The sequence below is a fragment of the Ruegeria sp. BF6 genome, from assembly GCF_056538665.1.
This window is the reverse complement of record NZ_JBQFTN010000001.1, coordinates 1,133,643-1,157,755: the sequence shown is the minus strand read 5'-3', so window position 1 is coordinate 1,157,755 and position 24,113 is coordinate 1,133,643. Positions and strand designations below refer to the sequence as shown.

The window sequence follows — 24,113 nt, the reverse complement described above, 5'->3', positions numbered from 1 at the left end:
TCGTCTGTCACAATGATTGCCGGACGATTTCTGTCACATCCTGTGCAACGCTGTCCATGTCCCGATTGCCGTCGATCACACGGAAACGGTCCGAGAATTCATCCGCCAGCGCCAGAAAGCCCGCGCGCATCTTTTCCTGCAGATCGATGCCGAAATCCTCGAACCGCTCTTCGGTGCCCTGGCGACCTTTGGCGCGGGTCAGGCCGGTTTGCGGATCCATGTCGATCAACAGGGTCAGGTCGGGTTCGCGCCCGATCATGAGTGCGTGCAACTGGTCGACCAACCCACGCAGGTTACCGCGCGAAAGGCCCTGATACATGCGGGTGCTGTCGGCAAACCGGTCGCAGATTACAACCTTGCCTGCGGTAAGCGCCGGTTCGATGGTGCGCTCCAGATGATCCCGGCGCGCGGCGGTGAACAACAACAGTTCCGTCTCGGCCGACCAACGGTCGGGGTCGCCTTCCAGAACCAGACGACGGATTTCCTCGGCCCCGGCTGATCCCCCGGGTTCGCGCGTCAGGACGACCTCTTGGCCCAAATTACGCAGGTGATCCGCAAGCATACGCGCCTGCGAGGATTTGCCTGATCCGTCAATGCCTTCGAAGGTCAGAAACAACCCGGGTCTCGTCACAATGCGTCCAGGGGATTGCCGATCACGTCGGTCAGAACAATACCGCCCACGGTCATCATACGCACCACAAACCCTCCGGTCGCAACGCTCTCAGCAGCCACCAGGGGGCGTCGGATTTCCGGCAGGCCTTCGGGCTTGATAACCAACTCGGCCAGTTGCTGACCCTTTTCAACCGGTGCGTTAACGGGGCCGTTATAGACCACTTCGGCCTCAATATCCTTGTCGCCCAGCACCGGGAACAACAGGGACAGATCCTCTTCAGGAACCAGATCCACGGTCTTCTTCGCCCCCATCCAGATATTGGCCTGTGCTATCGGCGTGTCCGCGCTGGCAACCGTCCTCTCGACAAAATTTCGAAACGACCAGTTAACCACGGCCTCAGCCTCCTCTGCGCGGCGGGCGGTGCTGTCGAGGCCGGTGAGAACGAAGATCACCCGGCGATCGCCTTGCTTGGCCGAGCCGACAAGGCCATATCCGGCTTCTTGCGTGTGGCCGGTCTTCAGTCCGTCTGCGCCGATCCCCAGTTTCAGCAGCGGGTTGCGGTTGCGCTTGTTCGACGGCGCGCGGCCATCGAATTCAAACACTTCCTCGGCAAACAGGGGATAGTATTCCGGGAAGTCCGAGATCAGCCGATCTGCAAGTACGGCAAGGTCGTGTACTGACATCATGTGACCCGCTGCGGGCCAGCCGTTGGAATTGGAAAAGTTCGAGCTGTCCATTCCCATCTGCTTGCCGCGCTGGGTCATGTAGCGGGCAAACCCGGCCTCGGTTCCATCGGGGCTGAGCGCTTCGGCGATCACCACGCAGGCGTCGTTACCAGACAGTACGATAATGCCGCGCAACAGGTCCTCGACCCGGACGCGGTCCTGCGTGTTCAGGAACATGGTCGAGCCGCCATAGCTCATCGCGTGTTCCGAAACCGGCAAGGTTTCATCCAGCGTCAAACGGCCATCGCGCAGCGCCTCGAAGGCTACGTAAAGCGTCATCAGCTTGGACATCGACGCTGGCGGAAGCGGCAAATCCGCCTCTTTGGACAGAAGCACTGTTCCGGTTGTCTGATCCATCACATAGGCCGCGCGGGCCTGCGTGTCGAAAGCATGGGCTGGCAGGGCAAACAGCGCCAGCCCAAGGGTCAAAACAGATGATCGCAGTGAGGACAGCACGGGGGGCCTCCTTTGTTTCAGTTTTTGACAGTGAACGCGTCGGTAAAGCCAAGATCCTTGACGTCGCGCTGTATCGCATTGCGTTCCGCGCGGGTTTTCGCCGGCCCAACCAACACGCGCCAGACCTTTTTGTCGTCGGACTTCAACTCACGAATATCGGCGGACATGCCATTTCGCTGAATCTTCGAAACCGCGCTCTTGGCGTTGGCTTCGACATTGAAGGTTCCGACCTGAACAAATGGTTTGGCCAGCGAGCGCGGGGTCTTTTGCTGAGAGTTTGTAGCAGCGGTCGTGCTGACCGGGGTCGGCTCTGCCAAGTCGATGGCGGCCGCTGCGCCCGCGATGGGGTCCAGAGGTGTTTCGGTGATCGTGTCGGTTTTCTTCTTTTGCCACCATTTCCGTTTGGCGGGTTTTTCTTCGGGCGCAGTGACCTCCGGGTCCGACAGGGTGGGGGCCGGAGTCGCCTCGGCGACCGTTTCAACCGCTTGTTCTGCCGCTTCGGTTGTTGCCTCGGCTGCAGAGTCGGTCGCCGCTGCAGCAGCTGCTCCGGTTGCGCCAGCGGCGGCAACCTTTTCCTTCTTTTGCCACCACTTGCGCTTGGCTGGCTTTTCCGCGTCGGCCGCTGTGGATTCGGCCACATCGTCCTGAGGTTTGGTGTCATCCGTTGCAGGCGCGGTTTCTACTGTTTCGATTTCCGGGGTTTCTTCCGGTTCCGGTTCTTTTGTTTCGACCGGCTTGCGCCGCAGGGCGGTGACCTCGACCTTGGTTGGCGCCCCGGCAAGGATGCCCAGCTTCTCTGCCGCTGCCGAGGACAATTGCAACGCCGGTCCGGGCTGGCTTCTTTCCCGCCGGAACAAGGCACCGGTAATGGATTTGTTGTTGGCCGTGTTCTTGATTACCACGCGTTCGGGCTGGGTAACGTCGGGATGGGCGACCCAGATGCCGCCCAAGGAAGGACGGCCATCCCAAAGACCGGCCTCAACCACGTTGAATACTTCCGGAGCTTCAACGGAGTCAGCCGAGGTTTTCGAATAATCTGGGAACAGCTCGAACTTATCATCGGTCTGGGCGTCATCACTTGGGGCGTCTGCTGATGAAGCGCCTTCCGGAGACAAGCCTTCCTCGCAACCAGCCAGAACTGCCAATCCCACGACAAGCACCGCCAGCGATCGCGGTTTTGCGCGTGTCTCACTCGCTCGTTTCATTTTGTCATCCCTTGCCTGAAGAGGCCTCGTTTCCTGAGCCCCGTCGCCGATCGCCGGTTCTGTCGTGCCGGTCTGCTACGGTCTTTCCCGCAAAGCATAACGTGGGCACAGTGCCATGGAAAGACCACTGCGCGCGCTTCGGCGAGATTTCCCTATTTGCTCTTGCCACCGTTTCAACTTGGCCTTAGACCCGGCTCCACGCGGGGAGGTGGCAGAGTGGTCGAATGCGGCGGTCTTGAAAACCGTTGGGCGTGAGAGCGTCCCCAGGGTTCGAATCCCTGTCTCCCCGCCACCCATACCTGTCTCACTTCAGTTGTCTTTTCTGATCCGGAATTGTGTCGCAATTCCCGCGCGTTGGCGCATGCGCTATCAATCAGAGACGGAGCAGACCGTACATTCAGAGGACAATTCAGGCCCCAGTCTCAGTGCCGCATTTTGGCGGGGTCGCTTTGGGCTGGATTTCCCTGATTACCTGCAATTTACAGGGAGTTTTCGTCAAACGAGACTGAAATCCGGCACATTTCATGTCAGAACTGAATGTTTTTCAAAGGCTTATGCTTCGAATTTCCTGGAAAGTGGAACAGGGAATTTTCTAGTGCGTCCAGGGAATTGTTCCGCCGGATCTGGGAGGGCAAACCCTGTATCAGGGAGGCCGCATCTGAAGGTTTTAGAAGCCGAACAGGCGCGCCTGTTCGGCCCAGTCAAGTGGGTGGGTGACGCTGACCAGACGCTTGAGTGTGAGTTTGGGCGACTGGGTGCCGTCGAGAATCGCGGCTTGAATCTTCGGTGAGAGAAAGGTGAGCTGGGTGCGGGTGCGGATGAAGGCGCCGGGGAGATTTTCCCGCTGCGCAATATCCTTCAGTTGAACACTGGCTTTCAGATCACGGGCCCAGCCATGGGCGCGGAGCAGCATAGTCCGGAGGTGGGGTTCGGGTTGGGGCGCCATGTCTCCAGCGATGACCTTAGCCTCGACGCCGCGGCGGCGAAGATTGAAGGATGCAGTGATGTGTGTGAGATCCGGGTGCAGAAGATCTGCAGCGATGCCCAGTGAGTTTTCCAGGGTATTACGGTTCAATTCGAGGTCGATCTGTCCTCGTGCAATTCCGCCGCTGGCCAGAATATTAGCGCCGACCTGACCGCCATGGCGTCGAAGTCGGGTTACTAAATCCGCAACTGAAGTCTGCACTGCCTCCGCTGACCCGGCCTCCGGCTGCGCCAGTACCTGGTGCGCGGCGGAGGCGTCTTGCAGATGTCTGACGAAAACATCAATGACAGCGTTTTCCAGCGAAGGGCCGGGAAGTCGCCAGCCGGATTTATCCTTGCCGCCCGAGATCAGTCGATTGAAGACGAAGTAGCGCAACCGTCGGCCTTCGCCGTGGTGATCATAGCCAAGCGGCAGGTTGCTTCTTACGGGGCTGCGTTCAGAGAATTGGGCGCGCTCAACAAACAAAGATCAGGACGGTGGCTACGGATGTTTCCAACTTGGCATTCAACCGATCTCTCTGTGCTGCAGTGCATGCATTCAGACAAAAGTCTCTAGGGAAATTTTCCTCCATCGACCTGATGACCGGTCAATGCCAACTAATTTGTGTTCAGTAAACCTTGGGTGAAAGAGGTCAAATCAACAATCTCATCGGCGTGGCATTCCCGATCCGAAGTCAGTGTAGCCTGCACCCAAGTGCAAGCTCCTGGCGACGAATCTGGACAGATATTTCGGACCAACACGGTCAGGCCGTGCTCTGGTATATTGGCGACACAGGTTCCATCGGGCAGCCGTGCACTCACTTCAATACCATCTGATGATAATTTCTCACACAGATCGGGGGCCACAACTCTCTCTGCGGACACGATGCAGTTCCAGCTGCCTGGATAGATGTGATAGTTCGCCATAAAGCCGATACGGGAAAAGTAACCGTATGTGTCATTCTGCCAATCAGTGGTGAAGCCTTGAGATTCAAAGCTCTCCCGTAAGCTTGCAGCAGTTGTCCTTCCAGACGCACAGGTCGCATTGAAAACTGCGACGATATCAACCGATCCGGACGAAATAGCGGCCCTTGCATCTGGCGCCTCGGCGACGACGGGACCAGTTGTTCCGATTGATAGCGAGAGTAAGATCCTCTTGAGGGCTATTCGACCGATCATCGGTCCAACCTCTTTTTTTTATAAGATTCCTTAACGGTGTAGAGCTGTCATATGGTGCCGATTGCGTTCGGCTTCGAAAGCGGATATGCCCTCGAACTTTGCCAACAACATACGAAGGTTTGGCTGCGAAAAGCAACTTTCCAATCAGTCACAACCGATCATCTCGTATGCCTGGGTGTCCCGCTTCTTTCCTGTTTGAGCGCAAAGTACTCAACGTCGGGATTGTCCCGCAAGGCGGCCGATGTCTGCAATGAGCCCAAAGCGACCGCTGTTGAACTCGCCAGATATCGTCAGCTGTTGGTTTGTGAACCCCGGCGGTTCCTTCCAGTTTCGGCTACGACTTAGAAAAAACTAGCATAGGAGTAGACTTTACTCACTTCAAGGAACGCGGCTCAAGGCTCCTGAAAAGCCACATTGGCGGGGGCAATGTTCAAGCGAGTACTTCCCCAGTTTGACCGATAGTTAGCGTTCCACCATTAACCACCTCGACATAGACGCCCATATCCATATGGCCCATCAACTTCCGAATAAGGTAGGGTATCTTCAAGTCCCGCTCGGCCGTTTCCGGGTTCACTTCAGTGGCCGCACACCTTTTCGTGCGTGAGAGTATCTTTAACTCGACATCGCCAAATCTTAGGACTGATCCAACTGCATCCAGCTCAGAAAATGAAGGTAAACCGTCGATCTCGATATTCGCTCGAAAGCGCGCAGGGTGGATTTCTGCGTTCAGTTGTTCACCCAGCTTTTCCACAGAGGCCAGGTTCAAAACGGATATCGCGTTCATCATTTTCAGCGATACCACAGATACATCTGTAAACCGATGGGGAGCTGAAGAGACGAACTTTGGCGGTTCGGGATCATTTAAGTCGATCTCTGAGGCAAGGAAACTTTCCGCATTCATCCGATCTTCAGGTATTCGCATATTAAAGCGCAGTGTCTTTCCGTTCGCTTTGATCTCAAGATCTTGGGTCCTGACATCCAAACTAGTCTGAATGCCTGCCAATGCAGCCTCATTCAACAAAACGACAAAACGATCTTTCGGCAGTGGCTTAGGGTCCTGCACGTCGAAACCGGAGTTGTATCGAGCAAATCCGAACAGGCGATCACCTGGAAGGCCCTCTCCTGCTTGCAGCGTCACGGTTTGCATAGGCTCGGAACTCAAGCCTTTAATTGGGTAGCGGTTTATTCGGACGATAGAGAGATTGTTCATATGTCTGTACCTGACCAAACGAGTTACGCGATCCAGCGTGATCCGTGCTGTTTGACGCTAACTCCAATTCTCAAAGGTATCGACCAAATAATCTGTCAGTGCTTCAGAAGCGGGTTCCTAAACTTGTCGGCCACGTGATGGCAGCGATTGTGGGCTGCGCCAATATTAGTCGAAATGGCCATTTAATGCCTCGCTGCTGAAAATACATGCGCATCAATGCCGTTAAACAATTTCGCTAAAAATCAACAACTCAGAAGCAAAATCAGCGACCTTCTCTGGCTATTTGAGGTACGGACCTCAAAAATTTCTGGACTTGAGGTGCGTACCTCAAATAGCCTTGGAAGTATGCCGCGATTCGCACATCCTCGATTGACGGCGAAAAAAGGGAGGAATGGATGACTTACACAAAACTGGCCTCGGCCAGCGCAATAGTCCTTGCCGCTACTACTCTTTCTACCAAGGCAAATGCTGAAGATCTGACGCTTTGTTGGGCTGCATGGGACCCGGCCAACGCGCTTGTTGAGCTATCAAAAGAATTCGAAGCAGAATCCGGCCACACGATGAACTTCGAATTTGTTCCCTGGCCAAATTTTGCTGACCGGATGCTGAACGAGCTGAACTCTGGGGGTAAGCTCTGCGACCTATTGATTGGTGACAGCCAATGGATCGGCGGTGGCGCTGAGAATGGTCATTATGTCCAGCTGAACGAGTTCTTTGATGCTGAAGGCATTAGCATGGACGATTTCGCGCCGGCCACTGTCTACGCGTACTCGACCTGGCCTAAGGGTACACCAAACTACTACGCGCTGCCTGCGATGGGTGATGCTAATGGCTGGTTCTATCGCAAGGACTGGTTCGAAAACCCCGAAATCCAAGCCGCATACAAAGAAGCAACTGGTCAGGACCTACGTGAACCCCAGTCCCAGAAAGAGTTGTTGCAGATCGCGCAGTTCTTCCAAGGTCGTGAAATCGACGGAAAGACAGTCTACGGGGCAGCAATCTTTACCGAGCGCGGCTCGGAAGGGATCACCATGGGTGTGACCGGAGCGCTGTATCCATGGGGTTTCAAATACGAAAACACTCCGGGCTCATACGACATGGAAGGCGCCGTAAACTCACCGGAAGCAGTTGAGGCTTTGGAATTCTATAAGGAGTTCTACAAAACGGCGACGCCTCCGGGATACACCAACTCTTACATGGGTGAGAGCTTGGATGCCTTTAAGTCCGGTCAGGTTGCCATGGCTATGAACTGGTTTGCGTTCTTCCCAGGTCTTTATGCCGATCCCAATACCGGCGGTGACAAAATCGACTTTTTCGTGAATCCACCGCAAAATCAGGCTGGCTCAACACTGGGCGGCCAAGGCATTTCTGTTGTCAGCTACTCTGATAAACAGGATGCCGCACTTGAGTACATAAAGTGGTTCGCGCAGCCAGAAGTTCAGGCCAAATGGTGGGAGCTAGGCGGCTACTCGGCACATAACTCAGTGCTGGAAGATCCTGGCTTCGTAGATAGCCAACCGTTTGCCGGTGACTTCCTAGAAGCAATGGGTGGGGTGCAGGACTTCTGGCAGGAGCCCGCTTACGCGGAGCTACTTTTGGCGATGCAGAAACGCATCCACGACTACGTGGTTGCCGACCAAGGCACAGCTCAAGAAGCGCTTGATCTTTTGATCGAAGATTGGACGGAGGTCTTCGAAGACGAAGGCAAGCTGTAGCCCGGACGCAGGCAGGAGCGGGTGCGAACCCGCTCCACCTTCTCCCTCCCGTGAGTTCGAAACCAACAAGAACTGGCAAAGAGATGTCTGACAGGACCGTAGATCGCGTTGCGCAGGCAACGCCCCAGCGAGTTGCGCGAAAAATCCGGGGGCTATCCGACCGCGCGATCGCCTGGATATTCATTTCCCCAACGATATTTCTACTGCTGGCGATCAATATCTTTCCGTTGATCTGGACCATCCAACTGAGCTTTACCAACTACAAGGCCAACCGGATCGGGCGTGAAGTCAAAGATGTCGGGTTCAGGAATTACGAGCGTATCCTGACCGACTCGGACACCTGGCTGAACATGCAGGCGACGGCGCATTTCCTGTTCTGGACAATCTTTTTCCAGGTGTTGATCGGGTTCACTCTAGCGTGGCTGATCAACAAAAAGTTCAAGGGCAATGACCTGTGGACGACGATCATCGTACTGCCGATGATGCTGTCTCCTGCAGTCGTCGGAAACTTCTGGAAGTTCCTCTACCAACCGCAAATCGGCTTATTCAATTACATCGTGTCTTGGTTCACCGGCAAAGACCCGTCGAGCTTTGAAATGCTGGGGTCGGTGACTTTGGCGCCTTGGGCGATCGTGATCGTCGACACCTGGATGTGGACACCTTTCGTGATGCTGATCTGTCTGGCCGGGCTGCGCAGCATTCCCGATTATATCTACGAAGCCGCCGAGATCGACCGTGCCAGCAAGCTGCGGCAGTTCTTCACAATCACAATCCCGATGGTGCTGCCGTTCCTGATGCTCGCGGTGCTGTTTCGTGGGATCGAGAACTTCAAGATGTTCGACCTGGTGGTTCAGCTAACCGGCGGAGGGCCGGGTTCTGTAACGGAACTCACTTCGATCAATCTCAAACGGGAGGCGTTTGAGAAGTGGCGCACCGGCTATGCCTCGGCCTATGCGATCATCCTATTCGTCACCGTGTTCGGCCTTGCGTCGATCTACGTCAAAGCCCTGAACAAGGTGAAACAGAGATGAGCAGTTTTTCCGTCACCGAACCTTCGAACCGGTCCAAGTGGATCGCTGGTTTTCTGGTAATCGCTTATGCCCTGATTACGATGATCCCGCTGGTGTGGATTTTGCTGACTGGCTTCAAATCGCCTGCTGATGCGATCAGCTATCCGCCTAAGGTGGTCTTTGACCCAACGCTAGAAGGCTATGTTAACCTTTTCACCACACGCACGCGGCAAACGCAGGAGTTTCTGGAAGCAAACCCACCACAGAATTGGGCCGATGAGATCGTGCGCCAATACGACATGGTGATTGTCGGACCTTCCAAGTTCGGTGAGCGCTTTATGAACTCGGTTATCATCGGATTTGGCTCGACGTTTCTAAGTATCTTTCTTGGCACCCTGGCTGCCTATGCGTTCAGCCGATTCAAGGTTCCGCTCAAGGACGACCTTCTGTTCTTCATCCTCAGTACAAGGATGATGCCTCCTGTCGCCGTCGCCATCCCGATTTTCCTGATGTTCAGAAATCTTGGATTGAGCGACACGCATTTGGGGATGATCTTGCTGTATACGGGCGTGAATATTTCCTTGGCGGTCTGGTTGCTGAAAGGATTCATCGACGAAATCCCGAGAGAGTACGAAGAAGCTGCCCTAATAGATGGCTACACTCGGTTTCAGGCTTTCTACAAAGTGGTGCTGCCGCAAGCCGCCACCGGAATAGCCTCGACAGCCATCTTTTGCCTTATCTTCGCATGGAACGAGTACGCATTTGCAGTGCTGCTGACATCTGCGAATGCGCAAACTGCACCGCCATTCATCCCGACCATTATCGGTATTGGAGGCCTAGACTGGCCTGCCGTTGCCGCTGGCGCAACGATCTTCCTAATCCCGGTCATGATTTTCACTATCCTGATGCGCAAACACTTGCTGCGTGGGATCACATTCGGAGCCGTACGCAAATGAGCGAGTTTCTTACCGGATTGATGCGGCTCCGCCGCGGCCCATGGGAGATGGTTGCGACCATCCTAATCGCGCTGGGTGTTTTCATGCTGATGCAGCCCTTTGTACTGTGGGCCTTCACCTATTCCTTCGTAGTCACGCTGATCGGAACCGTCATGTTCATCATCGTCAGCCATTTCCCGGAGTAGAAATGGCCCAGATCGTAGTCAAAAATGTAAAGAAGATGTTCGGCGATTTCACGGCTGTTCGCGAAAGCTCGTTCACGATTGAGGACGGTGAATTTTTCATGCTGCTCGGGCCATCCGGCTGCGGAAAGACGACGACGCTGCGGATGATCGCAGGCTTGGAACTTCCAACATCGGGTGAAATCTACCTCGACGGCGAAGAAATCAGCCAACGGCCACCCTCAGAGCGAGACATTGCTTTCGTGTTCCAGATGTTTGCGCTGTATCCGCATATGAACGTGCGCAAGAATATCAGCTACCCACTGATATCGCAGGGCATGCCGCGTGCTGCTGTCAAAGCCAAAGTAGAGGAAGTCGCGGGAATTCTGGGAATCAAGGACATCCTCGATAGCCCGGTAGGCGGGCTTTCAGGCGGCGACAGGCAGCGCGTGGCGCTGGGTCGCGCGATTGTTCGCGAACCCAAGGCGTTCATGATGGACGAGCCGCTGGGTGCCCTAGATGCCGAGTTTCGTGAGCACATGGCCGAAGAACTACGCGCGCTTCATGATCGTATGGGCGCGACCACTGTTTACGTCACTCACGATCAGTTGGAAGCCATGCAAATGGGCGACAAGATCGTTGTTATGAACAACGCAGTGATCGAACAATTCGGCACGCCGCAGGAAATCTACGACAAACCAGCCACAATGTTCGTTGCAGATTTTATCGGGTCTCCTTCGATGAACTTCCTGCCGTTTCAGGGAAAGGTCGCGCCTGGCTCGGAGATGGTTCGACTTAATGGCCATGACGAAGCCGTGCCCAAACTGATGGAAGGGGCGGAAGGTGACTTGGTTTTTGGCGTTCGCCCTGAGCATGTTTTTCTATCGGATGCGAGTGCCTACCGGGCCGAGGTCCTGGCCGCAGAATACTTGGGAACCACCCAGATCGTGACGCTGCAAAGCCCGAACGGGGAGCTGAAAGCTCGCATTGATGCGCGCGAAGCCGTTAACCCCGGCGAGACGGTGGGATTGGAGTTCCGCTCACCCGCAGTAACCCTATTTGAAAAGTCTACCGGGCGCGCGCTGAGGTCCGCTCTGAACGACGAGGTACTAAGCAATGGCTGAAGTCGTGTTGGAGAACATCTCGAAGTCATTTGGCAACGTCAAAGCGGTAGATGATATCTCAATGACGATCCCCAACGGCGCCTTTGTGGTGTTGTTGGGCCCGACTGGAGCGGGAAAAACAACGACACTGAGATTGATATCCGGACTTGAGAAACTGGATTCCGGAGCAGTGCGCATTGCCGGGCGCGATGTTGGTATAGATACACCCGCCCAGCGCGATGTGGCGATGGTCTTCCAGCAATACTCGCTGTACCCGCATATGACAGTGCGTGAGAACCTGTCTTTCCCTCTGCGATCGCCGATCCTGAAGACACCAGAGGATGAGATCACGAGAAAGGTCAACGAAGTCTCGGAGATCCTCCAGATCCCGCACAAACTGGACAACAAAGCCACTGAACTGTCGGGCGGTGAAATGCAGCGCGTTTCAATCGGACGGGCGCTGGTGCGCGACCCCCAGATTTTCCTGATGGATGAACCGCTCAGCTCTTTGGACGCCAAGCTTCGGGCGGATTTGCGGGTCGAGCTGAAAAGGATTCAGGCCGATCTGGGGTCAACCTTGCTCTACGTGACCCACGATCAGGTCGAAGCCATGACAATGGCAACGCATATCGGCGTTTTGGAGAACGGCCGATTGGTTCAGTACGGAACACCCCGGGATATCTATGAAAACCCGGGCAGTGTTTACGTTGCCAGCCGGTTGGGTCTGCCACGTATCAACATCCTGCCGTCCGAGTTGTTCGGAGGCGATCACAAAGGCCCGCAGATTGGTCTTCGCCCGGAAAACATCATCGAAGGTGAAGGCAGTGAGGCACGTGTGATACGCGCCGAACATCTGGGCGACCAAACACGGCTGCACCTGGACCTGAATGGTCACCCGGTGGTTACCCTGATTGATGTCCATCAGGATTACCCTTCTGGAAAACTCATAAAAATCCGCCCCCACAACCCGTTGTATTTTGACGCGTCCGGCGCGCGTGTGAACTAAGGAGCAAAAGCATGGCCCAGTTCCTCAACACAAAAGAAACCCTGGTAATAGAGGCCATAGACGGCCTTCTGGCCTCTTCTGGGGGGCAACTTACCCGGTTGGACGGCTACCCGCACATCAAGGTTGTCTACAGGTCAGATTGGGACAAGTCGAAAGTCGCCCTGGTTTCCGGCGGCGGGTCTGGTCACGAACCCGCCCATGCAGGTTTCGTTGGTGCCGGTATGCTGACTGCAGCGGTATGCGGGGAAGTGTTTGCGTCCCCGTCAGTCGAGGCGGTTCTGGCGGGCATTCTTGCGGTCACGGGTGAGGCCGGGTGCTTGCTTATCGTCAAGAACTACACCGGTGACCGGTTGAACTTCGGCCTGGCTGCTGAACGCGCCCGTGCATTGGGCCGCAAGGTAGAGATGGTCGTTGTCGACGATGACATCGCCCTGCCTGACCTACCGCAACCACGCGGCGTGGCAGGAACTTTGTTCGTGCACAAAATTGCAGGCGCGCTTGCAGAAAGTGGTGCTGACCTGGGCACTGTTACCAATGCAGCACGAAACACCATCGCCAAGGTAGTCAGCATCGGTATGAGTCTGGATACCTGCACCGTTCCGGGTTCTCCGAAAGAGGACAGGATTGCGCCCGGCAAAGCGGAACTCGGTTTGGGCATCCATGGCGAGCCTGGAGTACAGCAGGTGGAGTTCTCGAATGCTGTATCGGCTATGTCCACAGTCGTGGAGAAGCTACAGCAAAGAGTGGGTTCTGGGGATTGTGTGGCGTTGGTCAACAACCTTGGTTCCACAACACCGTTAGAAATGGCTGTCCTCACGCATGCCCTGTGCGAGACTGGGATCGCTCGCCGTATCATTGGTCCGGCACCAATGATGACGTCGCTCGATATGCACGGGTTTTCCGTATCCATACTGCCTGTAGATCAGGACGATGTATCGGCGCTTGAAGCTGGTGTTGATCTGGCGGCTTGGCCAGGCGTCAATTCCATCGATCCAATAGAAGTGGCGCCTTTGCCTGATGGCTTGACTCCAATCGATCCAATTCCTTCGAACAATCCCACGACAAGGGAAACGATTTCTCGGTTGTCTGAACTGCTCATCAACGCTGAGAAGAACCTGAACGAGTTGGACGCGAAGTCTGGGGATGGCGACACAGGGAGCACATTGGCGACCGCAGCAAGAGCGTTACAAGGGAGCCTTGACCGAATGCCGCTTGCTGATTTGACACAACTGTTTCCAGCGTTGGGCAATGAATTGAGTCAGACGATGGGTGGTTCTTCCGGCGTGATACTTGCAATCTTCTTCAACGCAGCGGGAGATGCCTGCGCAAGCGGGGCTTCGGTACCGAAGTCTTTGGTCGAAGGCCTGAATCGCGTTAGCCAAGTCGGAGGTGCCAAGGTCGGTGACAGGACGATGATCGACGCTCTAGCACCTGCACTTGCCGCACTCCCGTCTGGTATGACCCATGCGGCAAAGGCTGCCCGCGAAGGTGCGGACAACACGGCTAAAATTCGTCGTGCGAAGGCGGGCCGCGCGGCCTATGTTCCCGAAGAAAACCTAGTTGGACATAACGATCCTGGCGCTGAGGCTGTTGCTTTGTTGTTTGAAGGCTTAGCGCGGGAGATTGAGGGTTGAAGAACACGTGGAAGACCAAAAACAAAAACTAGAATTGGTGAAAAAGCCAACTGTCAATGACATCGCGCGTGTAGCGGGTGTTAGCCTGGCGACTGTTGACCGGGTCTTGAACAGACGCCCCGGCGTGCGGACCGTGACCGTTCAGAAAGTACAAAAGGCGATTGATGAGCTGGGGTATGTGCGCGACACGGCCGCGGCCAACCTAGCGCGAAACCGAGTTTACAACTTCCTCTTTGTTCTGCCGGACACGGATAACGAGTTTGTGGAGGCTATTAGCAGTCAGATCGCAGAGCAATCGCGTGATCAGTTTATTGAGCGGACTCGTATTTCGATAAAGAAGGTCGCTCCGTTTGAGCCACAAGATATCGTCAACATTTTGGACACTGTCGAAAGCTTAGACGTTGATGGAGTTGCCGTTTTCGGACCTGAAACGCCTTCTGTCCGCGATGCTGTAAAGAGGGTCAGGGACAAGGGCGTTCCGGTAGTTGCCTTGGTGTCTGACTTGCCAAGTTCTGAACGGGATCACTTTGTAGGAATCGATAATGTTTCGGCAGGACGGACAGCTGCTCAGTTGATGGGACGATTTGTACATCGCGAAGGTAAAGTTTTGGTCCTGACTGGCTCTCGTTTGGCACGTGATCACCTGGAACGGCGCCAGGGTTTTGATCTTGTTGTGGCTGAGGATTTTCCTCACCTCGAAGTCGTGGCGTCTGTCGAGGGCCGGGATGATCCGGATCTGATCTACACGATGATGCCTGAAATCTTTGAAACCTACCCGGATCTGGTCGGAATATACTCGTCAGCAGCGGGCAATGCTGGTCTGATTCAATTTCTGTCAGAGAACGAGTTTAGCAAAGATCTGGTAATCATCGCACATGAGCTTACTCCGCTAAGTCGTGAGGCGCTGAGGCTAGGCACATTTGACGCTCTAATCTCGCAAGACACCGGGCATATTGTTCGTTCTGCCGTCCGTCTGTTGCGCGCAACTTCGGACAAAGTTCCATTCAATAAAGCACAGGAACGTATCCGTATCGACATCTATCTGAAGGAAAATTTACCGCCTTAGCGGCATTGGTTTCGGGGAGGAAATCTATGAAAACGATCAAAGGTCCGGCTCTTTTTCTAGCGCAATTTGCGGGTGACGAAGCGCCGTTCAATTCATGGGACGCCATTACCAAATGGGCGGCTGATTGTGGATACAAAGGCGTTCAGGTTCCCAGTTGGGATGGCCGGTTGTTCGACTTAGAACAGGCCGCTTATAGCGCCGGTTATTGCGACGACTTCAAAGGCCAAGCCAAAGAGAATGGTGTCGAAGTCACTGAACTGTCAACGCACCTTCAGGGCCAGCTAGTGGCCGTTCATCCTGCCTATGACAGTGCGTTTGATGGATTCGCCACCGAAAGCGTCAGAGGAAACCCGAAGGCCCGACAAGAATGGGCGGTAGACCAGGTTAAAAAAGCGCTATCAGCTTCGAAAAACCTGGGTATTTCAGCACATGCGACATTCTCTGGCGCCTTGGCCTGGCCCTATGTTTATCCCTGGCCTCAGCGCCCTGCCGGCTTGATTGAAACGGCATTTGATGAGCTCGCTCGCCGTTGGGTGCCCATCCTGAATCACGCGGATGAATGCGGTGTCGATGTCTGCTATGAAATTCACCCCGGAGAGGATCTCCACGACGGTGTGACCTACGAGATGTTTCTCGAACGGACAGGCAATCACCCAAGGGCTTGCATGTTGTACGACCCGTCACACTACGTCCTGCAATGCCTCGACTACCTGGACAACATCGACATCTACAGGGATCGAATACGGATGTTCCATGTAAAAGATGCCGAGTTCAACCCAACCGGTCGGCAAGGAGTTTATTCTGGGTATCAAAGCTGGGTTGATCGAGCCGGTCGGTTCCGGTCACTTGGCGATGGTCAAGTGGATTTCGGGGCTGTCTTCTCAAAAATGGCGGCGAATGACTTTGATGGCTGGGCGGTTGTCGAATGGGAATGCTGTCTGAAACACCCAGAGGATGGAGCGCGTGAAGGCGCTCAGTTTGTGTCAGATCACATAATCCGTGTGACCGAGAAAGCCTTTGATGATTTCGCTGACGGTGGCGCAGACGAAGCCGCCAATCGCAAAATGCTGGGGATTGAGTGATGGTCACAGGACGCAGTGAAGAAACCTCAGGACGCATTCGGCTTGGCATGGTTGGCGGCGGAAACGACGCCTTCATCGGGGGTGTTCATCGCATAGCCGCGCGACTGGACGACAAGTTCGAGCTGGTCGCCGGTGCTTTGTCTTCGACGCCAGAGAAATCTCTTGAAAGTGGTCAGGCATTGGGGCTCGAGCGGGTTTATGAAGACTTCAAACAAATGGCGATAAGGGAAGCCCGGCTGAAATCTGGGATCGAGGCGGTCTCAATTGTCACGCCAAATCACGTTCACTTTGCAGCCGCACGCGAGTTCCTGAAGCGCGGTATTCATGTGATTTGTGACAAACCACTCACCTCGACCCTTGCCGATGCAAAAAAGCTGGTCAAAGCAGCAGAAAGCGCGAATGCCCTATTCATTTTGACCCACAATTACACGGGCTATCCGATGGTTCGGCAGGCGCGCGAAATGGTTGCCAACGGAGACATTGGCAAAATCCGAGTGGTTCAGGTTGAATACCCGCAGGACTGGCTGACCGAGCAGCAGGATTTCAAACAGGCTGAGTGGCGAACCGATCCCGAACGCTCGGGCGCGGGTGGATCAACCGGTGACATCGGAACCCACGCATACAACCTTGCCTGCTTTGTAACCGGGCTGAAGGCGGACAGCTTGGCGGCGGACTTGCAGGCCTTTGTGCCGGGGCGCAAAGTCGATGACAACGCGCACGTGTTGCTTCGCTTCGAAGGCGGAGCGCGGGGTATGCTGTGGTCTTCTCAGGTGGCTCCCGGCAATGAAAACGCACTTCGATTGCGCGTCTATGGCGAAAAAGGTGGGCTGGAGTGGGCCCAGGAAGACCCCAATTACCTATGGTTTACGCCCTACAACGAACCAAAGCGTCTGATCACCCGAAATGGAGCTGGTGCTGGTAATGCTGCTAGTCGTTTGAGCCGAGTTCCTCCCGGTCATCCCGAAGGATATCTGGAGGGTTTTGCGAACATCTATGGAGAAGCAGCTGCAGCCATCCAAGCTTTCCGAGATGGTTTTTCACCTGACGCTTCGGTTGTCTATCCAACGGTCCTTGACGGGCTTAATGGAGTTAAGTTTGTAGCTGCATGCGTGCAAAGCTCTTCAAGAAATGCGGCCTGGGTCAAGTTAGACTAAAATCTGGACCCGAGAGGGGAGCAGGCTTCTTGCAAGTTCATGTCAGAAGAACTTGGGTTGGTCTTTCAGATTAACTTTGCGTGAGAGGGGCAGGGCAGTTGCATAGCCACCAGTCCAGTGCGGGCAGCGGGTACGTAGCGATATTCCTACAGATGTCCGCTTTTCCTCAATAGAAGAAGGGATAGGCCACCGGAAGTAATAAACACCGTGTCTTGAAAGGCTTAGGTAGGATGATTGCACCATTGTAGGTGTGTCCCACTTTGTGTCATACCCGAGCACTACAGGGTTAAGTCAATGATTTAGAATTAAATGGAGGCGAGTACCGGAATCGAACCGGTGTACACGGATTTGCAATCCGCTGCGTCACCACTCCGCCAACTCGCCTTTTCAAGCAAAATCAAATACTTGCCGTGGTGTGGCAGGCGTTTTAACACCTTTCGTCAGGGGCGTCCAGTGGGTTGATTGCAAAAATCCGTTCCCATGTGGTGCGACATGGCGCGGTGCGACACCAAGTTCCTGCGATCCGGCCAAATTTTCAACGCGACAGCCGTTGCCGGTTTCGTCTGAATATGGCACAAGCCGGACATACTTGGGACTAACATGAGCGATCCAATGACAGATTTCGCAACTCGGCGCCGTACGATGGTTGATACGCAGGTCCGACCCTCGGATGTCACGAAATTCCCTATCATTGACGCAATGTTGACCGTCCAGAGAGAGAACTTTGTACCGGATTCTCAGCGCGAGGCCGCCTATGCCGAGGGTGTGATCGATCTGGGGAACGGGCGTTGCCTGCTGGAGCCGCGGACGCTGGCCAAGATGCTGGACGTGCTGAATATCTCGAATGATGAAATTGTTTTGGATATTGCCCCCGCAATGGGATATTCCACCGCAGTAGCGGCACGCATGGCGCAACTGGTCGTGGCCGTGGAAGAGGACGAAGCCCTTGCCACAGAGGCGCAGACGATCCTGATGGAGGCGGAGGCCGACAACGCGATCGTACATGTCGGCCCGCTGGCACAGGGCGCCACCGAGCATGGCCCGTATGACGTGATTATGATTCAAGGTGGCGTCGAGCAGGTGCCAGAGGCGCTGATCGTACAACTCAAGGATCACGGGCGCATTGCCTGCCTGTTTGTGGAAGGAAAGCTTGGCACCGTTCGGATCGGGCACAAATCCGGGGGACGAGTGACCTGGCGCCATGCCTTCAATGCCAACGCCCCAGTTTTACAGGCATTTTGTGCGGAGTGTGCATTTTCGCTATAATTCTTTCTCATATTTTTCTGTTGCCTTGATTAGTTGAAAACAAACGCGCAAACTACGGTCAGGGCAGCGTAATTTTGGTTTGAGAAGGATTTCGTTATGCGTTCATGGACGGGGGGCAAGTTTGTAAAGGCATTGGCATTGACCGCGGGAATCGCGTTGAGTGCCGTGCCGGGACGCGCGGTCTGGGCTGATAACCTGACTGATGCGTTTATTGGGGCTTACAACACGAGCGGCTTGCTGGAACAGAACCGCGCGTTGCTGCGTGCGGCTGATGAAGACGTCGCAATCGCATTGTCGGCGCTGCGCCCGATCATAAACTGGGCAGTGGAGGTCAGTCAGGACTATACACGCAATTCTACAGATCTGGGCGTGGTCAGGAATGAACCGACTAACTTTTTTACCGGACTCACGCTGAGTCAATTGATCTATGACGGCGGCTTCTCGGTCTTGGGTAAGCAGTCGGCGCAGGAAACGGTTCTGGCAACACGTCAGACCCTGTTGGACGTCGAACAGCAGGTCCTGTTCCGCGGTGTGAACGCCTATTTGGGCGTGTTGCTGCAGGAAGAAACAGTGCAAATCCGTCTGAACAACGTCGATGTGTCGGCCGAGGAATTGCGGGCCTCGCAGGACCGCTTTGATGTGGGTGAGGTGACCCGTACGGACGTCGCGCTGTCCCAGGCGCAGTTGGCCAGCTCGCAAGCGGACCTTGCGGTCGCGCGTGGTAACCTGAGCATTGCGCAGGCGGAATATGTCAACGCAGTTGGTAAAGCCCCCGGGCGCACGGCCGGTCAGCCGAGCCTGCCGAATCTGCCGCGATCCGAGGGTGAAGCTGTCAGCCTGGCGCAGCGTAACCATCCGGCCATTCAGGCAGCTCAGCACCAGGTGCGTGCGCTTGACCTGGTCGTGCAGCAGCAGCGTGCCAATCTTGGTCCGAATGTCAGGCTGAACGCTGATGCAGGTATCCGCGAAAGCTATGACAACGATGACAGCCTCGAAGATGCAACCATCGCGCTGCGCTTAGAACAGCCGATCTACGCTGGTGGCCGACTGGCTGCCACGGTCCGCCGGGCAATGGCGACACGGGACGCGTCGCGCGCCAACCTTTTGAACGTGCAGAAGGACATCACCCAAGGGGTGGCTGACGCTTATGCTGCATTTCAGGCGGCGACTGCCAGCCTGAGGGCATCGACCGAACGGGTCCGCGCCTCGCAGGTTGCGTTTGATGGTATCCGGGAAGAGGCGACACTGGGTGCGCGGACAACTCTTGACGTGCTGAACGCTCAGCAGGATCTGCTGGACGCACAATTGGCCGAGGTCGCATCGCGCACCGAACGGTCCCGTGCGGCATACCAGCTGCTGCAGGCGCAAGGTCTGCTCACGGCGGAGCGTCTGGGTCTGGCTGTGCAAATCTATGATCCGACACTCTACTACAACCTGGTGAAGAAGGCTCCGGCGCAGGTCAGCCGGCAAAGCAGGGATCTGGACCGGGTCCTCAAAGCGTTGCGTCGCGACTAAGGGCCAATACTACCTGTTGTGAGGTCCGGTTTGTTTAGCTACACTCGATCCTGAGGATAGAGCGGTAGAGAACAATGACGGATAAAGTCGTAAAAGCGGGAATCGAGGACGTCCTGTCCTCGATTAAGCGTCTGGTCACCGAAGAAGACCGAAAAACGCCGGGAGTCCTGGCGTCGTCCCTTTCAAGAAAACCTGGCAGACTGGTTCTGACCGACGCGTTGCGGGTCAATGAACCGGTGATGATTGAGCAGCTTCAGCCTGAGAAAAAGGAATCGGCCTACAAGGCGGAAGATTCCGTCAAGCCGATGCTTCTGCGGGCTTGCGATATTGTCAAACACGCCGAACCTGCTGTCGAACAGCAAGCAAACACCGAGGCTGAGGATGGCCTTGCCGGTAGCCTGAGTGCCAAGATCGAAGCGCTGGAAGCCGCGATTGCCCGGACCGAGGACCAGTGGGAGCCGGACGGTGAAAGCGACGACGCCTATTCCGGCACACCGAACAAGCCGCTTGCCTGGAACGCCCGGGCTGAAACCAACGAAGCCGGGAAAGGCGGTGCCGAAGCTGAGAGGGTCGAGCCCACGGCAACCTTTATCCGCGATCCGAAAACTGCAGCCTCTGCCACGCCGCATGCACCCGAGGCGCAACCAGAATCATTGACGATGGACGCAGATGCGCTTCGGGCACTGATTGCTCAGGTTGTTCGGGAAGAGCTGCAAGGCGTTCTGGGTCAGCGCATCACCCGCAATGTCCGTAAGATGGTGCGGCGCGAGATTTACCGGGCGCTGGCCGAGCGGGAACTGGACTAGGCCTTAGGGCCTTTTTGGCGCCCGGGCCAGGTCCAGCAGACGGTCCAGATCCATGTGACGCTCCAGATGGTCCGCCAGCGCGTCCAGCGTTTCCTCAACCCCATCCTCATATGACAAGTCTGAGGTCGCGCCCAACTGCCGCAGATAGCGGGCGCGAAAAAGATCGGACGAGAAAATACCGTGCAGATAGCTGCCCCGAATACGACCGGTCTTGTCAACGGCGCCCTCTGGTCGGTTATCAATCTCAAGCCAGGCGCGATCGCAATCGGGGCCTTCGGTTCGTCCCATGTGTATCTCGTAGCCGGTGAGCGGCTCGTTCTCGGGGACGGTACACGCGGTGCGCAGGGTGACCTGTTTTTTGCCTGCCATGGTGGTGACCACATCTAACAGCCCCAGCCCCTCGACAGTGCCTGGGCGGCCATCCACGCCATCGGGATCGGCGATGGTATTGCCAAGCATCTGGTAACCTCCGCACAGGCCCAACACGTGGCCGCCCCGGCGGACATGGGCATAGAGGTCGATATCCCAACCCTGTGCCCGGAAATAATATAGATCCCCAATGGTGGATTTGCTGCCCGGCAGCAGCACAAGATCGGCATCGCCGGGCAGGGGGCGTCCGGCCGGGATGATTTCGACCGTGACGCCGGGTTCGGCTGACAGCGGATCTAGATCGTCGAAATTGGCCATCCTCTCCAGTTGCGGAACCACGACCTTGCAGGCGCCCCCGCTGTGGGACCGGATGTCCATCATGTCCTCGGCGGGCAGTTTCCAGGCGTCATGAAACCAGGGCACAACGCCCAGGCACGGCCAGCCTGTACGCGCGGCAATGTCATCGCGCCCTTCGTCGAACAGCGAGACATCGCCCTTGAATCGGTTGACGGCAAAGCCTCGGATCATTTCCAGATCGCCTGTGTCCAGAACTGCTTGCGTGCCCACGATCTGAGCGATCACACCGCCGCGGTGGATATCTCCCACCAGAACAACCGGCACCTCTGCGGCACAGGCAAAGCCCATATTGGCGATGTCGCCCTTGCGCAGGTTGGTCTCGGCCGGGCTGCCTGCACCCTCGATCAGCACCAGATCGGCGTCGTCGCACAGCCGGTCAAAGCTCTCAAGCGCGGCACTCAGCAATTTGGATTTGTCCTTGCGATAGTCCCCCGCTTTCATTGTGCCGGAGCGCTGGCCTTGAACGATGATCTGGGCACCGGTATCAGTTTCCGGCTTTAGCAGGATTGGGTTCATGTCAGTGTGGGTCGGTCGCATCGCGGCGCGTGCCTGCAGGGCCTGCGCGCGGCCAATCTCGCCTCCGTTTTCCGTCACGGCGGCATTATTTGACATGTTCTGCGGCTTGAATGGAGCTACTTTCAGCCCCCGCCGCGTGTAAGCGCGCGCCAGCCCGGCGACCAAAACCGATTTTCCGACATTGCTGCCAGTCCCCTGAATCATGATGGCGCGAACCATAGCCGTCTCCTATACGTTGGCGCGCAGATGACCTGATTTGAGCCTAAAGGGAAAGCCCGGATGAACACGCCCGCGCATCTTTTGATCGGTGCCGCCGCCTTTGCGCAACCTGCGCGCGGGCGCATCCTTTGGGTTGCAGTGCTGGGGTCCTTACTGCCTGATTTGTCGCTCTATGTAATGGCGAGCGTGTCAATGTTCGTTCTGGGTATTCCCGAGCAGGTGGTGTTCGATCAACTCTACTTTTCATCTGCCTGGCAGACGGTATTTGCCATCGACAACTCGATTATCCTATGGGGGCTGGCGCTGGTGCTCGGTCTTTGGTGCAGTTGGCGGGTTTTGACGGTTGCCGCGTCCGCTGGTCTTTTGCACCTGGCGATGGATTTCCTGCTGCACGCAGGTGACGGGCGGCCTCAGTTCTGGCCGCTGAGTGATTGGGTCTTTCACAGTCCGGTCAGCTATTGGGACAGCGCCCACCATGCCCTTTGGGTTGCACCGATCTCGGTGGTGATTTGCGCAGGGGCTTATGCTGTGCTGTGGAGCAGGGGTCTGTCCCTGTCCGCGAAACTGTTCTTTTCCGCCCTGTTGGCGGCTGAAATCTGGGTCGCCCGCCAGTGGTTGCTATTCTTTTGACAGGGGAAAAGAAAAACGCGCCCCGGAAGTACGGAAGCGCGTTTTTTCCTTCAGAAGTCGACTGATTTATGCGGCTTCTGCCTGCTGAGCGGCATTGCGGCGCTCGCTTTCTTCACGCGATAGTGCGACCGAGGTACGCACGCCACGACCAACGAACTCCATCAGTCCGCTGACAACCCGCTCGTTCGGGTCAATACCCGCGCAGGACAGCACTTCGCGACCATCGCGCGAACGCGCCCAGCGGGCGATTTGTTCGGGGCCATTGCCGTATTTCTTGTCATCGGCGATAGCGTCATCAAGTGCAGCCAACACAACGGCCGCGAAAAGTTTGCGTGCACGATTGCCTTGCTCATTGTTAAAGGCAGTGCCGTCAACGAAATCTCTCATCTCGTTATCCTTGTTGTTCTTGCTCTTGCATTTTCGGCGTGACGGTTCTTATGACCTATTCGACGTGATTCGGATACAGCTAAAATGCATAGTTGCGTTGCGTCATGTGCATGGCTCGCTGCAAGTGCAGCACTAGGTCTCGTTGTCTTGTCAGGTGGTGTCCTGCCAGATATAGGGACGGGAACTGACGCATCAACCGTTTGTGAAGGATTTATGTCATGCCCAAGATAAATGGGAACGAAATTCGCCCCGGCAACGTGCTTGAGCATAACGACGGTCTGTGGGCTGCTGTTAAGGTCGACCATGTAAAGCCCGGTAAAGGTGGTGCTTTTGCGCAAGTCGAGCTGCGTAACCTGCGCAATGGATCAAAATTGAACGAGCGTTTCCGTTCCGCGGACAAGGTTGAACGTGTGCGCCTGGAGCAGAAAGATCAGCAGTTCCTGTACGAATCTGATGGCATGCTGGTGTTCATGGATTCAGAGACCTATGAGCAGATCGAACTGCCCGCCGAACTGCTTGGCGAACGCCGCCCGTTTCTGCAGGACGGCATGACCATCGTGGTCGAATTCTATGAAAGTGAGGCACTAAACGCCACACTGCCCCAAAAAGTGACCTGCAAGATCGTCGAAACCGAGCCGGTGGTTAAAGGTCAGACTGCTGCGAACTCGTTCAAACCGGCGATTCTGGACAATGGTGTTAAGGTCATGGTGCCGCCGTTCATCGGTCAGGATGAGATGATCGTGGTGAACACCGAAAGCATGGAGTATTCCGAACGCGCGTAAACCCTCGTCCGTTGGAAACAGTAAAAGA

The 24,113-nt window shown here is 55.7% G+C and carries 23 protein-coding genes and 2 tRNA genes; 16 read left to right on the top strand and 9 right to left on the bottom strand.

Annotated features, from left to right (window positions below):
* Positions 1–7 precede the first annotated feature (7 nt).
* From tmk to ACR0IM_RS05795, 3 genes are read right to left on the bottom strand one after another with little or no spacing between them, the layout of a single operon-like run.
* Positions 8–631, bottom strand: a complete 624-nt coding sequence (tmk, locus tag ACR0IM_RS05805; RefSeq protein ID WP_480681130.1) for a dTMP kinase — start codon at positions 629–631, stop codon at positions 8–10.
* A complete protein-coding gene (locus ACR0IM_RS05800) occupies positions 628–1,794 on the bottom strand; it encodes a D-alanyl-D-alanine carboxypeptidase family protein (RefSeq protein WP_480593204.1) in 1,167 nt (388 codons plus the stop codon). The genes tmk and ACR0IM_RS05800 overlap by 4 nt, the downstream gene beginning before the upstream one ends.
* A gap of 17 nt (positions 1,795–1,811) precedes the next feature.
* Complete coding sequence (locus tag ACR0IM_RS05795) at positions 1,812–2,999, bottom strand: SPOR domain-containing protein (RefSeq protein WP_480681129.1); 1,188 nt, start codon at positions 2,997–2,999, stop codon at positions 1,812–1,814.
* Positions 3,000–3,201: 202 nt separating this feature from the next.
* Here ACR0IM_RS05795 and ACR0IM_RS05790 point away from each other — a divergent pair.
* Positions 3,202–3,291 (top strand) — tRNA-Ser (locus tag ACR0IM_RS05790).
* Positions 3,292–3,666: 375 nt separating this feature from the next.
* Here the strand turns inward: ACR0IM_RS05790 and ACR0IM_RS05785 are convergent.
* From ACR0IM_RS05785 to ACR0IM_RS05775, 3 genes are all read right to left on the bottom strand, one after another.
* Positions 3,667–4,359, bottom strand: a complete 693-nt coding sequence (locus tag ACR0IM_RS05785; protein WP_480681128.1) for a hypothetical protein — start codon at positions 4,357–4,359, stop codon at positions 3,667–3,669.
* A 221-nt stretch (positions 4,360–4,580) separates the two neighbouring features.
* Positions 4,581–5,141 (bottom strand): hypothetical protein, encoded by a 561-nt coding sequence (locus ACR0IM_RS05780; RefSeq protein ID WP_480593211.1) that lies wholly within the window; start codon positions 5,139–5,141, stop codon positions 4,581–4,583.
* A 430-nt stretch (positions 5,142–5,571) separates the two neighbouring features.
* The gene (locus ACR0IM_RS05775) at positions 5,572–6,351 is read right to left on the bottom strand and encodes an MOSC domain-containing protein (protein ID WP_480640822.1); all 780 of its coding nucleotides are present in this window, start codon (positions 6,349–6,351) and stop codon (positions 5,572–5,574) included.
* Between the two features lie 395 nt (positions 6,352–6,746).
* Between ACR0IM_RS05775 and ACR0IM_RS05770 the strand changes: the two genes are divergently transcribed.
* The 10 genes from ACR0IM_RS05770 to ACR0IM_RS05725 all read left to right on the top strand — a co-directional run bounded on the left by ACR0IM_RS05770 (position 6,747) and on the right by ACR0IM_RS05725 (position 17,238).
* The gene (locus tag ACR0IM_RS05770; protein ID WP_480593216.1) at positions 6,747–8,066 is read left to right on the top strand and encodes an ABC transporter substrate-binding protein; all 1,320 of its coding nucleotides are present in this window, start codon (positions 6,747–6,749) and stop codon (positions 8,064–8,066) included.
* A gap of 83 nt (positions 8,067–8,149) precedes the next feature.
* Positions 8,150–9,097 carry a carbohydrate ABC transporter permease gene (locus ACR0IM_RS05765; RefSeq protein WP_475211458.1) on the top strand — a complete coding sequence of 316 codons (948 nt, stop codon included), beginning with the start codon at positions 8,150–8,152 and terminating at the stop codon, positions 9,095–9,097.
* Positions 9,094–10,032: a carbohydrate ABC transporter permease gene (locus tag ACR0IM_RS05760; protein WP_170336529.1), complete on the top strand. Its 939-nt coding sequence runs from the start codon at positions 9,094–9,096 to the stop codon at positions 10,030–10,032. Before ACR0IM_RS05765 ends, ACR0IM_RS05760 begins: the two co-directional genes overlap by 4 nt.
* Positions 10,029–10,217: a hypothetical protein gene (locus ACR0IM_RS05755; protein WP_480593218.1), complete on the top strand. Its 189-nt coding sequence runs from the start codon at positions 10,029–10,031 to the stop codon at positions 10,215–10,217. Before ACR0IM_RS05760 ends, ACR0IM_RS05755 begins: the two co-directional genes overlap by 4 nt.
* Before the next feature lie 2 nt (positions 10,218–10,219).
* Entirely contained in the window at positions 10,220–11,317 is a 1,098-nt protein-coding gene (locus tag ACR0IM_RS05750) for an ABC transporter ATP-binding protein (protein WP_480640821.1), read from the top strand.
* Positions 11,310–12,302 carry an ABC transporter ATP-binding protein gene (locus ACR0IM_RS05745; RefSeq protein ID WP_480640820.1) on the top strand — a complete coding sequence of 331 codons (993 nt, stop codon included), beginning with the start codon at positions 11,310–11,312 and terminating at the stop codon, positions 12,300–12,302. The genes ACR0IM_RS05750 and ACR0IM_RS05745 overlap by 8 nt, the downstream gene beginning before the upstream one ends.
* Before the next feature lie 11 nt (positions 12,303–12,313).
* Positions 12,314–13,936 (top strand): dihydroxyacetone kinase subunit DhaK, encoded by a 1,623-nt coding sequence (locus tag ACR0IM_RS05740; protein ID WP_480640819.1) that lies wholly within the window; start codon positions 12,314–12,316, stop codon positions 13,934–13,936.
* Between the two features lie 7 nt (positions 13,937–13,943).
* A complete protein-coding gene (locus ACR0IM_RS05735) occupies positions 13,944–15,002 on the top strand; it encodes a LacI family DNA-binding transcriptional regulator (RefSeq protein WP_480681126.1) in 1,059 nt (352 codons plus the stop codon).
* A 26-nt stretch (positions 15,003–15,028) separates the two neighbouring features.
* Complete coding sequence (locus ACR0IM_RS05730; protein ID WP_480681125.1) at positions 15,029–16,084, top strand: sugar phosphate isomerase/epimerase family protein; 1,056 nt, start codon at positions 15,029–15,031, stop codon at positions 16,082–16,084.
* The gene (locus ACR0IM_RS05725; protein ID WP_480681123.1) at positions 16,084–17,238 is read left to right on the top strand and encodes a Gfo/Idh/MocA family protein; all 1,155 of its coding nucleotides are present in this window, start codon (positions 16,084–16,086) and stop codon (positions 17,236–17,238) included. The genes ACR0IM_RS05730 and ACR0IM_RS05725 overlap by 1 nt, the downstream gene beginning before the upstream one ends.
* A 310-nt stretch (positions 17,239–17,548) precedes the next feature.
* Here the strand turns inward: ACR0IM_RS05725 and ACR0IM_RS05720 are convergent.
* Positions 17,549–17,622: transfer RNA gene (locus ACR0IM_RS05720), tRNA-Cys, on the bottom strand.
* A gap of 228 nt (positions 17,623–17,850) precedes the next feature.
* Here ACR0IM_RS05720 and ACR0IM_RS05715 point away from each other — a divergent pair.
* The 3 genes from ACR0IM_RS05715 (at position 17,851) to ACR0IM_RS05705 (ending at position 20,825) form a co-directional block, all read left to right on the top strand.
* A complete protein-coding gene (locus ACR0IM_RS05715) occupies positions 17,851–18,504 on the top strand; it encodes a protein-L-isoaspartate O-methyltransferase family protein (protein ID WP_480593232.1) in 654 nt (217 codons plus the stop codon).
* Positions 18,505–18,600: 96 nt separating this feature from the next.
* The gene (locus tag ACR0IM_RS05710) at positions 18,601–20,019 is read left to right on the top strand and encodes a TolC family outer membrane protein (protein WP_480593234.1); all 1,419 of its coding nucleotides are present in this window, start codon (positions 18,601–18,603) and stop codon (positions 20,017–20,019) included.
* Positions 20,020–20,093: 74 nt separating this feature from the next.
* On the top strand, positions 20,094–20,825 hold the full coding sequence (locus ACR0IM_RS05705) for a hypothetical protein (protein ID WP_480681121.1): 732 nt from the start codon (positions 20,094–20,096) through the stop codon (positions 20,823–20,825).
* Between the two features lie 3 nt (positions 20,826–20,828).
* Here ACR0IM_RS05705 and ACR0IM_RS05700 read toward each other — a convergent pair whose 3' ends face one another.
* Positions 20,829–22,286 carry a cobyric acid synthase gene (locus tag ACR0IM_RS05700; protein ID WP_480681120.1) on the bottom strand — a complete coding sequence of 486 codons (1,458 nt, stop codon included), beginning with the start codon at positions 22,284–22,286 and terminating at the stop codon, positions 20,829–20,831.
* A gap of 60 nt (positions 22,287–22,346) precedes the next feature.
* Here ACR0IM_RS05700 and ACR0IM_RS05695 point away from each other — a divergent pair, with 60 nt between their 5' ends.
* Positions 22,347–22,916, top strand: a complete 570-nt coding sequence (locus tag ACR0IM_RS05695) for a cobalamin biosynthesis protein CobQ (protein ID WP_480681119.1) — start codon at positions 22,347–22,349, stop codon at positions 22,914–22,916.
* Between the two features lie 66 nt (positions 22,917–22,982).
* On the opposite strand, the gene ACR0IM_RS05690 is transcribed toward ACR0IM_RS05695, so the two are convergent.
* A complete protein-coding gene (locus ACR0IM_RS05690; protein WP_037310273.1) occupies positions 22,983–23,303 on the bottom strand; it encodes a DUF6280 family protein in 321 nt (106 codons plus the stop codon).
* A gap of 218 nt (positions 23,304–23,521) precedes the next feature.
* Between ACR0IM_RS05690 and efp the strand changes: the two genes are divergently transcribed.
* The gene (efp, locus tag ACR0IM_RS05685) at positions 23,522–24,085 is read left to right on the top strand and encodes an elongation factor P (RefSeq protein WP_170349189.1); all 564 of its coding nucleotides are present in this window, start codon (positions 23,522–23,524) and stop codon (positions 24,083–24,085) included.
* Positions 24,086–24,113: the final 28 nt, after the last annotated feature.